Origin of the sequence: Mitsuaria sp. BK041 (genome assembly GCF_014193085.1) — a bacterium.
Classification (GTDB): domain Bacteria; phylum Pseudomonadota; class Gammaproteobacteria; order Burkholderiales; family Burkholderiaceae_C; genus Roseateles.
In genome coordinates, this window is the sequence record NZ_JACHYT010000002.1 from 322,688 (window position 1) to 335,325 (window position 12,638).

Annotated in this window: 10 protein-coding genes; 6 read left to right on the forward strand and 4 right to left on the reverse strand. The window is 69.9% G+C overall.

Annotated features, from left to right (window positions below; translation table 11 throughout):
• Positions 1-17 precede the first annotated feature (17 nt).
• Positions 18-737: a PEP-CTERM sorting domain-containing protein gene (locus FHT38_RS17315; RefSeq protein ID WP_183492674.1), complete on the reverse strand. Its 720-nt coding sequence runs from the start codon at positions 735-737 to the stop codon at positions 18-20.
• A gap of 362 nt (positions 738-1,099) precedes the next feature.
• Between FHT38_RS17315 and FHT38_RS17320 the strand changes: the two genes are divergently transcribed.
• Positions 1,100-2,164: a flavodoxin family protein gene (locus FHT38_RS17320; protein WP_183492675.1), complete on the forward strand. Its 1,065-nt coding sequence runs from the start codon at positions 1,100-1,102 to the stop codon at positions 2,162-2,164.
• Positions 2,165-2,227: 63 nt separating this feature from the next.
• Complete coding sequence (locus FHT38_RS17325) at positions 2,228-2,482, forward strand: hypothetical protein (protein ID WP_091726258.1); 255 nt, start codon at positions 2,228-2,230, stop codon at positions 2,480-2,482.
• Positions 2,483-2,591: 109 nt separating this feature from the next.
• Here FHT38_RS17325 and ubiE read toward each other — a convergent pair whose 3' ends face one another.
• From ubiE to FHT38_RS17340, 3 genes are all read right to left on the reverse strand, one after another.
• Positions 2,592-3,323 carry a bifunctional demethylmenaquinone methyltransferase/2-methoxy-6-polyprenyl-1,4-benzoquinol methylase UbiE gene (ubiE, locus tag FHT38_RS17330; RefSeq protein WP_183482032.1) on the reverse strand — a complete coding sequence of 244 codons (732 nt, stop codon included), beginning with the start codon at positions 3,321-3,323 and terminating at the stop codon, positions 2,592-2,594.
• A 70-nt stretch (positions 3,324-3,393) separates the two neighbouring features.
• Entirely contained in the window at positions 3,394-3,828 is a 435-nt protein-coding gene (locus FHT38_RS17335) for a gamma-butyrobetaine hydroxylase-like domain-containing protein (RefSeq protein ID WP_183492676.1), read from the reverse strand.
• 212 nt (positions 3,829-4,040) lie between these two features.
• Entirely contained in the window at positions 4,041-5,849 is a 1,809-nt protein-coding gene (locus tag FHT38_RS17340; RefSeq protein ID WP_183492677.1) for a S8 family peptidase, read from the reverse strand.
• A 412-nt stretch (positions 5,850-6,261) separates the two neighbouring features.
• Here FHT38_RS17340 and FHT38_RS17345 point away from each other — a divergent pair, with 412 nt between their 5' ends.
• From FHT38_RS17345 to FHT38_RS17360, 4 genes are all read left to right on the forward strand, one after another.
• Positions 6,262-8,298 carry a M13 family metallopeptidase gene (locus FHT38_RS17345; RefSeq protein ID WP_183492678.1) on the forward strand — a complete coding sequence of 679 codons (2,037 nt, stop codon included), beginning with the start codon at positions 6,262-6,264 and terminating at the stop codon, positions 8,296-8,298.
• Positions 8,299-8,718: 420 nt separating this feature from the next.
• On the forward strand, positions 8,719-9,234 hold the full coding sequence (locus FHT38_RS17350; RefSeq protein ID WP_183482040.1) for a hypothetical protein: 516 nt from the start codon (positions 8,719-8,721) through the stop codon (positions 9,232-9,234).
• Between the two features lie 73 nt (positions 9,235-9,307).
• Complete coding sequence (locus FHT38_RS17355; RefSeq protein WP_147240916.1) at positions 9,308-10,345, forward strand: tripartite tricarboxylate transporter substrate binding protein; 1,038 nt, start codon at positions 9,308-9,310, stop codon at positions 10,343-10,345.
• A 280-nt stretch (positions 10,346-10,625) separates the two neighbouring features.
• On the forward strand, positions 10,626-12,560 hold the full coding sequence (locus FHT38_RS17360; protein ID WP_183492679.1) for a Cache 3/Cache 2 fusion domain-containing protein: 1,935 nt from the start codon (positions 10,626-10,628) through the stop codon (positions 12,558-12,560).
• Positions 12,561-12,638 lie beyond the last annotated feature (78 nt).

Here is a 12,638-nt window from a genome sequence, read left to right on the forward strand (position 1 = left end):
AGGCTCCTTGGTCTTGTTCAGGCTTGCTTGCGGCGGCGGACCACGGCGCCCATCGCGCCCAGGGCGGCCAGGGTCAGCGCGATCGAGGCGGGCTCCGGAACTTCCGGCACGACTTCGGGGATCAGCGAGCCGGCGAACTGGACCATGTCGTAGCGGATGGTCCCGGCGGTGCCGTAGTTGTTGCTGGTGCCGGCATAGGCCTGCGTATTGGGCGCGAACATGCTGACCAGCTGCACCGCGAAGTTGGCGTTGTCGTCGACGCCGGCGATGTCGGAGAAGTCGAAACCCAGGCCCTTCACGAAGACGCTGTCGCGCACCATGCGGAAGGTGGTCGCCTCGACCCAGTTCTCGCCGTCGATGGTGTAGCGCAACGCCGTCCAGGCGGACGCGGTGCCGCTGTTGCGCTGGTCGAAGGTCAGCACGATGTCCTGGAAGCCGGAGGTGTCGACCGAGAACTGCACGCCGGTCGTGCGGTCGCCGGTGCCCTGCGCCGCGTAGCCCGAGGTGTTCAGCGCGGAGCTGTTCGCGGTGGTGTCGGACGAGCCCGACTGGCTGGCGAAGGTGGTGGTGACGTTGCCCACCGTGCCGAAGAACGCGCCGCCATGGTCGGTGTAGGTCGGCTTGGTGGTCGGCGTGCCGGTGCGGTCGGGATTGAAGCCCCACAGCGCGACGGTGTCGGCCTGGGCCGCCCCGGCAAGCAACAGCCCGGCGGCGAGCAGGATGGATTTCAGATGCATGGCGACCCTCGACGTCAATAGTTAAAACAAATGTTTGCGCAAACGTTTACGGCAAAACTTTGTCAGCAAATCTGTGAGCTTGTGCGCTTGACTTGGCGCAGCAATGGAACGGGCGGAGCGTAGGGTCGCTTGGTGACAAGCAGGTTGCGGGGAAGCCCGGAGGAGGGAATGCCGCACCCCGCATTCGAGGGGGTATCCGCACGGTCGCGGTGCGGGTCACGCGGCCTTGTCCGGGGGGCGGTGCAACTCGCCCCAAGGTGGGCAACGCGTAGGACGAGGCCCGCCTGACAACCCGTGCTCGTCCGACGAGCGGTCGGCGCCGGGCCTCGAATACTGGGCGCATCGTCACTCCAGGACCGTCGATGACCGAGATCCGCAAAGGCCAGCAGCCGGCGGAATTGACCCGCGAGCAATTCCACGAGCGCTTCATGCGGCGGTTCATGGATCCGGCCTACCGCGTCGAGCATGAGGCCATCGCGCGACTGGAGACGATCGCCTGGCAGGCGATGAAGGAAGGCCGCAAGGCGCCGATCACCCGGCGCGCCGGCAACGGCTTCCAGGATCCGGACTACGAGGCCTCGGTCGAGTGGCTGGACACCCACCAACGGCTGAAGCAGGCCCAGCAGCGCTGGGCCGACCCCGCCACCCGCTCGCGGGTGCTGCTGGTCTGCGGCAGCGACCGCAACGACGGCTCCTGCCCCGGCGAGATGTCCAAGACCTGGCGCCTGACGCAGCTCGCGAAGGAACAGCTCGGCCGCCGCGACCTCATCGTCGACGTGCTGGACCTCAGCCTGATGACGTCGGAATACGGGCGCGAGATCCATCCCTGCAAGGGCTGCGTCTCCACTGCGATGCCGCTGTGCCACTGGCCCTGCAGCTGTTATCCGAACCATGCGCTGGGCCAGTCCAACGACTGGATGAACGAGATCTACGAGCGCTGGGTCTCCGCCCATGGGGTGATCCTCTTCACCCCCACCTATTGGTATCAGTCACCCAGCGCGCTGAAGCTGATGATCGACCGCCTGGTCTGCGCCGATGGCGGCAACCCGGACCCGACCTCCACCCACGGCAAGCGTGTCGAGGAGGCCAAGGCGATCGAGGCCCGCGGCTGGCACTACCCGAAGCACCTCGAGGGCCGGGTCTACGGCCTGGTCGTCCACGGCGACGTGGCCGGCGTCGAGGCGCAGCGCCGCAACCTGGGCGACTGGCTCGACTGGATGGGCCTGGTGGACGCCGGCGACCTGTCCCGGCTGGACCGCTACCTCGGCTACTACGCGCCCTACTACGACAGCCACGAGGCGCTGGACCGCGACGAGGCCCTGCAGCGCGAGGTCCGGCTGGTGGCCGACCTCGTCGGCGACGCGGTCAAGCAGTTGCGGGAGGGAAAGCTGCCCCGTTCCAATCGCAAGGCCGTCCGCCCGAAATGACGGCGGCTTGCCATTCCGCACGACCTCCCCTTCCACGACCTCTTGGACTCAAGGAGCACTCCGATGGCCGCTTCCCACTCGCCCTCCCGATCGACGCAGCAACTCCGGCCCGAACTGCCGGCCGACGTGCCGCCCTTTCCCACCACCGATGCCGAAATCGATGCCGACGACCTCGACAGCGTCTACGGCCAGCTCGTGAAGGGCGTCGGTCATGAATACGTCAACGACCGCAACGTCGACGAGCTCGCCCGCCGCGCGGAGGAGGACGGACATCCCATCCTCGCCACCGAATTGAGGGAGTGGAAGTCGCCCTGCTGACGCCCGCGCTGCTCGGCGCCCCCAGGGCGGCAGCCCAAAAGCAAAGGGCCCCTATTGGGGCCCTCTTCATGGCGATGGCGATGGCGCCGCAGCGCCGGGCCAGGCCAGGTCAGCACTTGATGCCGGCATGCAGGGCCACGACGCCCCCGGTCAGGTTGTGCACGTCGACATGGCCGAAACCGACGCTCTTCATCAGCGCCTTGAGCTCGGCCTGTGGTGGGTGCATGCGGATGGACTCGGCCAGGTAGCGGTAGCTGTCCGCGTCGCCGGCGATCAGCGACCCGATGCGCGGCAGCACCTTGAAGGAGTACCAGTCGTAAGGCTTGCGCAGCGGCTCGGCCACCTGCGAGAACTCCAGCACCAGCAGCCGGCCGCCGGGCCGCAGCACGCGGTTCATCTCGGCCAGCGCCTTGTCCTTGTGGGTCATGTTGCGCAGGCCGAAGGCCACGCAGACCAGGTCGAAGGAGCCGTCCTTGTAGGGCAGCGCCTCGGCGTCGCAGAGGTTGGTGGGCAGCACCAGGCCCTCGTCGATCAGGCGCTCGCGGCCGGTGCGCAGCATCGCCTCGTTGATGTCGGTGTGCACGACCATGCCACGCTCGCCGACCTTCTTCGCGAACAGCCGCGCCATGTCGCCTGTGCCGCCGGCGATGTCCAGCACGCGGTCGCCCGGCTTGAGGTTGGCCACGGCCAGCGTGTAGCGCTTCCAGGCGCGGTGCAGGCCCATCGACATCAGGTCGTTCATGACGTCGTAGCGCGAAGCGACCGAGTCGAAGACGCCGCGCACGCGCCGGGCCTTGGCGGTCTCGTCGACGGTCTCGAAGCCGAAATGGGTGGAGCTCATGGGGATGTCCTGCTGAATGGGGGGCGTCGGGGCGATGCCGGCAAGGCGGTCGGCCGGTCGTCGACGCCGGTCAATGGCTGGCGCAAGCGCCGCCGCCATGCGAATGGCCACCGGCCGCCTTCGCCGGCATCGGCGCGTCACGGTCCAGGCCCGCGGCGGCCAGCTTGTCTTCGTATTCGCGCATCAGGCGGTCCTGGTCGCGACCCAACTCATAGAGATAGGCCCAGGTGAACAGGCCGCTCTCATGGCCGTCGGAGAACAGCGGCTGCAGCGCGTAATGGCCCACCTGCTGCACCGCGACGATGGACACCTCGCGCTTGCCGGTCTGCAGCGTCTCCTGGCCGGCCCCGTGGCCCTGGACCTCCGCCGACGGGCTGTACACCCGCATCAGCTCGAACGGGATGCGGAAGCGCGCGCCGTCGCTGAAGGCGAGTTCCAGCACCTTGGACTGCTGGTGCACGACGATGTCGGTGGGGAGCGGGGTGGTGGAGTCGAGGCCGGCCATAGGGAAAGCGCGGTGCGGCGCGGCGAGCGCGCGGGAGGTCAAGCCCCGCAGTGTAGCGGCCCCTTCCGGGGGAGCGGCCGCCCCTCCTCCCCGCCGGGGGAATGAAAAAAATCCCGCCGGCTTGCACCGGCGGGATTCAACGGGAGCCCCGTTCGGGCCCGAGGCACCCGGCTTACCAAACGAGGAGAGTGGCAAACCTGGTTGGCGGCTCCTTACCAGCCCAGGCCCAGCGAGTAGGTCCCGCTGGTGCCCGAGTAGTAGAGGACCCGCACGTACACGGTGATCGAGGTCGATCCGCTGTTCGTGTAGGTGAAGCTGTCGACCGCGCCGGCGGCGTTCTCGCTGGCACGGAGCTGCGTGCCGGTGCTGCTTTGCAGGTACAGGTCGAAGTCCTTGCCGCTGGCCGGCGTCAAGGTCGCGCTCAGGGTCTTGCCGGCCGGGAGCGTGATCTTGAAGTAGTCATTGGTGTCGGAGGTCGACAGGCTGCCGGTCACCGTGGCCGGGGCGCTGATCGTCTGCGGCGCGGTGCGGCTGTCGTTGGGCTCGACCTCGGCGACCGTGCCGCCGCCACCACCGCCGCCCTTGATCGCGGTGACCGCCGCGTTGGCGTCCAGCAGGCCGCTGCCGCACTGGCTGCAGGTGCCCGGGAAGGCGCGGGCGCTGCTCTTGAGCGCGGCCGTGATCTCGTCCGGCGTGGCCGTGGGCTTGGCGCTGTACATCAGCGCCGCGACGCCGGCCACGTGCGGCGTGGCCATCGAGGTGCCCTGGTAGTACGCGTAGCTGTCCGCGCCCGGCGTGCTGGTGCCGGCGTTCAGCGTCGACAGGATGCCGTTGCTGGCGCTGGAGCGCACGTCGCCGCCGGGGGCCGCCAGCGCCACGATCGAGCCGTAGTTCGAGTAGTACGCGCGGGCGCCGTAGCGGTCGGTGGCCGCCACCGCCACCACGCCGGAGCAGTTCGCCGGATTGGAGTTGGAGGCGTTCTGGTTCTCGTTGCCCGCCGCGACGATCACGCTCGCGCCGCGCGAGCGGGCGCCGTTGATGGCCGTCTGGGTGGTGGTGCCGCAGGCGCCGCCGCCGCCCAGCGACAGGTTCAGCACCTTGGCCGGCGTCGCGTTGGCCGGCAGGCCGGACACGCTGCCGCCCGAGGCCCAGGTGATGCCGTCGGCGATGTCGGAGGTGTAGCCGCCGCACTTGCCCAGCACACGGACCGGCTGGACCTTGGCGTTGAAGGCGATGCCCGCCACGCCCAGCGCGTTGTTGGTCTTGGCCGCGATCGTGCCGGCCACATGGGTGCCGTGCCAGCTCGAGGTCGAGGCCGGATCGCCGGCCTGGCACTCGTTGGCGGCGCTGTAGTCGCCGGGGTCGCTGGGGTCGTTGTCGCGGCCGTTGCCGTCCACCGAGACGGCGGTGTCCGAGATCATGTCGTAGCCCGCGACGATCTGGCCGGACAGGTCCGCATGCGGCCGGTAGCCGGTGTCGATGACCGCCACCACGACGCCGGTGCCGGTGGCCTGGTCCCAGGCGGCCGGGGCGCGGATGCCGCCGACGCTGTCGAACAGGTCCCACTGCGAGTTGTAGCTCGTGTCGTTGGGCGTGAACATCGCGTACATCTTGCGGTCGGGCTCGACGTACTCGACGTTGGCGTCCTGCGCCTTGATGCGCTCGCCCAGTTCACGGAGCTGCTCGATGCTCATCCGGCGGTCCAGCCGGAACACGTGGGCGCCGGTGCCCATCTGACGCACCAGCGACAGCCGGGTGCCCAGCGGCGCGGCCAGCTGCTGCAGGCGCTCGGTGCGGGCGCCGATGGCGTCGCTGGCCAGCGGCTGCGCCTGGACGGCGGCGCCCAGGCGCCCTTGCACGACGGTGCTGCCGTCCTTGTATTTCACGATCAGCCGGTCGGTCTGGCTGCTCAGTTCCCGCGGGGCCTTGTCCACATCCACCGACGACACGCCCGCCTGGGCCGCGCCCATCGTGACGAGACCCAGAGCCAGCGCGCAGCTGAGCTTGTTCAATCGCAACATGCTTGTCATCTCCAGAGTTTTCCAACGACGCCAGGTTCCCCGACGTCCGCCAAGCCCGACGCCCTGGCGCGTTGGCACCTCTGGCGGGGCACGCCGATCGGCCCAATCCGAGCGGTGTGCGGCGCAGTGTAGGAAGCTGATCGGGCGACAACCGCCCCCCCTGCAACAGTTAACAGGAAGGAATACCCCTATAACCGTTTTGTGTCGAAATGCTCACTTTGATCCGCCAATCGCCCCTTTCTTACGGCTAAAGCCCTGATTCGTAAGGTTTGCGCGCAGTTTGCGAGGCTGCGCGAACGGCGTGCCCGGGGTGCCGGAAGCCATCCGCGGGACGGCGCCGATGGCGGGGCAAAAGGGGCTCGTTTAGCCTGTGCGGCTTGTCGTTTTCGCCACACATTGGTGACAAATAACCATGTTTCCTCTACGCCTGATCGCCGTCGCAGCCGGTGCCGCCCTGGCCTTGAGCGCCCTGCCGGCCCGCGCGCTCGACGTCGCAAGCTTCTCCACCGAGGTCTCGCCCTGCGCCGATTTCTATGACTACGTGAACGGCCCCTGGATCGACCGCACCGAGCTGCCGGCCAACCGCACCCGCATCGGCAGCTTCGACGCGCTGCGCGTGGCCAACGACCGGCTGCTGAGCCAGGCGCTCGCGGAACTGGTCGCCCAGCCGGCGCTGCAGAAGACGCCGGGCCTGAAGCAGGTCGCCGCCTATTACGCCAGCGGCATGGACCTGGCCGCGATCGAGGCCCAAGGCCTGAAACCGGTGAAGCCGCTGCTGGACCGCATCGCGTCGATGAAGTCGGCGCAGGACCTGCCCTACCTGCTGGCGCAGCTGGGCCGCGTCGGCATCGCCGCGCCGGTGGGCAGCTTCGTCCGGGCGGACGTCAAGAACACCCGGGTCAACGTGCTGACGCTGGGCCAGGCGGGCCTGGGCCTGCCCGACCGCGACGACTACTTCAAGGACACCGACATCGCCAAGAAGCTGCGCGCCGCCTACCGGCTGTATGCGCAGCGGCTGCTGGCCTCGGCCGGCTTCGAGGCGACGCCGGCGGTGCTGGACGCGCTGATGGGCTTCGAGTCCCAGCTGGCTGAGGCCACGGTGCCGCGGGCGCAGCTGCGCGATCCGCTCAAGGTCTACAACCCGATGACGACGCCGGAGCTGGCCGAGAAGGCGCCAGGCCTGGCCTGGGAGGCCTACCTGAAGGCGCTGACCCGCAGCGACACCCGCGCCGGCGGCGTGGAGCGCCTGATCGTGGCACAGCCGACCTTCATGACCCGCGTCGCGCTGATGGCCGAGCACATCCCGCTGGCGACCTGGCAGACCTACCTGCGGGTGCGGGTGCTCGAGAACAGCGCCGCGCGCCTGCCCCAGGCCTTCGCGGACGCCGATTTCGACTACCGCGGCGTCGCCATCAACGGGCTCGAGCAGCACGCGCCGCGCGACGAGGAGGTCATCCTGATGATCGGCGGCCGCACCGGCGGCAGCCCGCTCGGGCTGGCGCTGGGCGAGCTGTTCGTGTCCAAGGCCTTCTCGCCCGAGGCGCAGCGCCGCGCGACGCTGCTGATCGGCGACGTGAAGGCGGCGATGAAGACGCGGATCCAGAACCTGAGCTGGATGAGCCCGGAAACCAAGCTCAAGGCGCTGGAGAAACTCGAGGCGATGCAGCCCAAGATCGGCGCGCCGCCGACCTGGCCCCGGTTCGAGGGCCTGGCGCTGGATCCGAAGGACTTCGCCGGCAACCAGCTGCGCGCGGCGGCCTGGTTCCACGGCGAGCAGATCAAGGACCTGGACCGCCCGAGCGACCGCACCCGCTGGACGATGTCGCCCCACATCGTCAACGCGCAGGCGGGCGGCCTCAACGAGATCACCTTCCCGGCCGGCATCCTGCAGCCGCCCTTCTTCGACGCCAAGGCCGACGACGCGGTGAACTACGGCGGCATCGGCATGGTGATCGGCCACGAGATCGTCCACCACTTCGACGATCGCGGCCGCCAGTTCGACAGCATCGGCAGCCTGCGGGACTGGTGGACCGCCTCGGACGCGGAGCACTACCAGGCGCTCGCGGACCGGGTGGTGGCGCTCTACGGTCGCTACGAGCCGGTGAAGGGCACGCCAATCAACGGGCGGCTGACGCTGGGCGAGAACATCTCCGACATGGCCGGCATGCCGATCGCCTTCGACGCGCTGCAGAACGCGCTGCGTCGCAGCGGCAAGACCGACAAGATCGACGGCTTCACGCCCGAGCAGCGCTTCTTCCTGTCCAACGCGCTGGTGTGGCGCAACAAGTCGCGCGAAGCCGCGCTGCTGAACCAGCTGCGCACCGATCCGCATTCGCCGGGCAAGTACCGCGTGCTCGCGCCGATGTCCAACATGCCGGAGTTCGCCAAGGCCTTCGACTGCAAGCCGGGCGATGCGATGGTCGCCGCGGATCCGATCAAGGTCTGGTGACCGGCAGGTCCGCCGCGGCCCGCCGGGTCGTGGTCGCGGGGCCCGCGCGCCGTGAGGCGTGGCGGGCCCCGTGCCGTTCGGGACCCCTGTCTTCCGGGACGGGTGGGCGGAAGTCATGGATCGCCGGGGCCGGGGCGCGGGGACAGGTCTTGCCACCTGCGTGTCACATCGATCGATACGCCGACCGATGACCGAGCCAGGCATGACTTTTGACCCGATGGATACGGGGGAAAGTCGATTCGCGGCTCATCGCGCCGGCCTGCGTTTCGTCGCGGCAAAGCGGCGCTCCAGCCCTCGCCTTCAACGCTTGGTCGCCCGCCGCTTGGTGGCGCTGCCCGCGCTGCCTACGCTGAAAAAAGACCGATCGCATGGACGCCAGGAAGCGCGCCACGACGGTCCCCCCGTCTTCAGGAGCACGACATGCAAGCGACCACCCGCCCCTCCCACACGACCCTCGCCCGCGCCGCGTTCGCCGCGCTCCTCGCCGTGCTGGCCACCGGCGCCGCGCAGGCCGCGCCCGACGACCTGCAGCGCGTGGAGATCTCCGGCCGGCGCCCCGGCGAGATCCCGCGCACCGACGTGCGCGCCACCTGCCCCGGCGTCGACCAGGCGCTGTTCGACCGGCTGGCCCGGCAGCAGTACATCGAAGGCAAGGAAGGCCTGGCCACGGTGAGCTTCCGCCTCAACGGCAGCACCATCTCGGACGTCCACCAGTCCCGCGGCCCCTGGGTCTACGCGGCCGCCGTGCGTCGCGCGGTGCGCAGCCTGGCCTGCCAGGGCGCCGAGCGCGACACGCTCTACGTGATGCAGATCGCGTTCCGCAACCAGGACAGCGGCAGCGACATGAACCAGCGCGTGGCGATGATGGAACTGGCCCCGCCCGCCGCTGGCGCCGCCGACATCGCCGCGAGTGCGGCCGCGGTCGACGGGCGCTGATGGGGTTGTCCCCCAAGGGGGCGCTCGCGGGGCTGGCTAGGATGGCCGCCATCGCCACCCGGAGAGCTCCTTCATGCCCACCCATCAGACCGATGCGGCCACCGATGCGACCACCGATGCGGCCACAGATGCCGTGCGCCGCTCCCTGCTGATCACCGGTGCCCTCGGCGCCAGCGCCGCGGCGCTCGGCTGGCCCGGCGCGGCGCGCGCGGACAGCTGGCCGAGCCGGCCGGTGCGCTGGGTCGTGGCCTACCCGGCGGGCGGCGGTTCGGACTTCCTCGCCCGCCAGCTCGCGCCGGTGCTGGGCAAGGCGCTCGGCCAGACCCTGGTCATCGACAACAAGCCCGGCGCGGCCGGCATCATCGGCACCGACAACGCCGCGAAGTCGCCGCCCGACGGCTACACGATCCTGACCGGCGACAACGGCGCGATGGTCTTCAACAGCGCGCTCTACAAGAAGCTGCCCTACGCGCCGTCGGACTTCGCGCCGGTCGGCTTCATGGCCCGCTTCCCGCTGCTGCTGGTGGTGAACCCGGGCGCCGGCTTCACCAGCGCGAAGCAGTGGCTCGAGACCATCAAGGCCAAGCCCGGCAAGTACAGCTACGCGTCGCCCGGCGTCGGCAGCCCGCACCACCTGGCGATGGAGCTGCTGAAGGACCGCACCCACAGCTACATCGTCCACGTGCCCTATCGCGGCACGGCCTTCTCGACCCAGGACCTGATCGCCGGCGTGGTGCCGATGGGCATCCTGGACACCGCCGCCGCGCTGCCCCACCTGCGCGCCGGCAAGCTCAAGGCGCTGGCGGTGCTCGCGCCGCGGCGCATCGCCGCGCTGCCCGACGTGCCCAGCTTCGACGAGACCGGCATCAGCGGCGTGGAGGTCAGCGCCTGGCAGGGCCTGTTCGTGCCCAAGGGCACGCCGGAGGCGATCGTCTCGCGCCTGGGCGCGGAGCTGGCGAAGGCGCTGGCCCAGCCCGACCTGAAGGCCCGGCTCGAAGATTTCGGCCTGGAGGTCGCGCCCGGCGACGCGGCGTCCCTCGCGCGCTTCATCCAGGCCGAGACCCAGAAGTGGCATGCGCTGATCCGCAGCCGCGGCATCTCCGCCGAGTGAGGGCGGCCGGCGCCGCTGCGGGGCGATCTTCAGGAAAAGCCGACCGCCCGGTCGGTCGCCGTCGGGCGGGCGATAGCGCTGTCCTCCCCTCGGAAGACGGCCGCGCATTACTTCACGGGGGGATCGAATAGCTGCGGGTTATCCCTTGAAGTGCGGTCACAGGAAGCTGCGCGGCACGGCTCAAGGGGAATAAAGTTTGACCGGGCGCAAAGACAAAACGACAACGACGCGCCAGGAGACCTCCCCTCACTCCCGCCCGCGGCGACGCGGCCGTCCTGTCATGAACAACAACAACGCCGTTCGCGCGACGGTGGCCCGTCGCGTTTCCATCTGGTCGAGCGCCGCGATCGCGGTGCTGCTGATCGTCATCTGCGGCGCCCTGTCCTGGGTGCTGACCAACCAGGCGCAGCAGCGCACGCTGGACTACATGTCGGCCGAGGCCTCGTCGGTCGCCCGCGTCGCCGACGCGCTGGACCGCACCGCGCGCGACTCGGCCAACCGGCTGTACGACGTGCTGGCGGGCGACTTCGCCGGTGGGGCCTTCACGCTGGAAGGCGACGGCGAACTGGCCTTCAACGGCCAGAAGCTCAATGGCAACTTCGACGCGGTGGACCGCTTCACGCGCCTGACCGGCGGCAACGCGACGATCTTCGCGCGCAAGGGCACGGACGACTTCATCCGCATCACCACCTCGGTGAAGAAGGAAGACGGCTCGCGCGCGGTCGGCACGACGCTGGACCGCGCCGGCGCAGCCTACGCCAAGCTCGCGGCCGGCGAGACCTATGTCGGGCCGGCGACGCTGTTCAAGGTGCCCTACATGACGCGCTACTCGCCGATCAAGGACGCGGGCGGCAAGGTCGTCGGCATCCTGTACATCGGCTTCGACATGCGCGGGCTGCACCAGGAACTGGTCAAGATGGCCGACGCGGTCAAGCTCTACGGCTCCGGCGGTCTGTACCTGCTCGATCCGGGCAAGACGCCGGCCGACGCGCTGCTGCGCGCGCATCCGCGCGCCCAGGGCAAGAAGCTGTCGGAGCTGATGCCGGCCGACCAGGCCGAGCGCTACGTCAAGACGGTGACCGAGGACGCCGACGGCGTGCTGGAGGAGGTCCAGGCGGTCTACGGCGACAGCTACCAGGACGCGTTCGCGGTGGCGCGCAAGTCGCAGGCCACCGGCTGGTGGGTGATCGCCGAAGCCTCGCGCGCGCAGGCGCTGGCGGCGCACAACACCACGCTGTGGGTGCTGTGGGGCCTGATGCTGGCGACGGTGGTGCTGCTCGGCCTGGGCGTGACCTGGATGCTGGGTCGCTGGGTGGGCCAGCCGCTGGCCGACCTGAACGAGGCCGTCGGCGCGGTCGCCAATGGTGACCTGACGCGGCCGGTCCTCGTGCGCCAGCAGGATGACCTGGGCGCGCTCGCCGCGGGCGTCGAGCGCATGCGGCTGCAGCTGTCGCGCACGATCAACGAGGTGCGCCAGGCCAGCGATTCCATCGGCACGGCTTCCGCCGAAGTCGCCGCCGGCAGCCGCGACCTGTCCTCGCGGACCGAGCAGTCGGCCAGCCACCTGCAGGAAACCGCGTCGGCGCTCGAGGAGCTCGCCAGCTCCATGAGCCAGACGGCGGCGTCGGCCGCGCAGGCGCATCAGCTGGTCGGCGAGTCCGACCGCGCCGCCCAGCGCGGTGGCAACGTGGTCGCGCAGGTGGTGACCACGATGGACGAGATCAGCACGGCCAGCCGCCAGATCGGCGACATCATCGGCACGATCGACTCGATCGCGTTCCAGACCAACATCCTGGCGCTGAATGCCGCCGTCGAGGCGGCGCGGGCCGGCGAGCAGGGCCGCGGTTTCGCGGTCGTGGCCGCGGAGGTGCGTCAGCTGGCGCAGCGCAGCGCGGAGGCCGCCAAGCAGATCAAGGCGCTGATCACGGCCAGCGGCGAGCGGGTCGAGTCCGGCGCCAAGCTGGTGGGCGACACGGGCGAGGCGATGCGGGACATCGTGGCCAGCGTCAAGCGCGTGACCGACATCATTGGCGAGATCTCCACCGCGGCCCGCGAGCAGTCGCAGGGCGTGACGCGCATCAACGGCGCCGTGGCGCAGCTGGACCAGGGCACGCAGCAGAACGCCGCGCTGGTCGAGGAGAGCACGGCCGCCGCCGAAAGCCTGCGGGAGCAGGCGCATCGGCTGGTGGAGCAGGTCGGCCAGTTCCGGGTCTGATCAGCGGTTGCTGGCCCTCACCCCTGCCCTCTCCCGCAAGCGGGAGAGGGAGTCATCGGGCGAGCGCGCTGGCTGCAA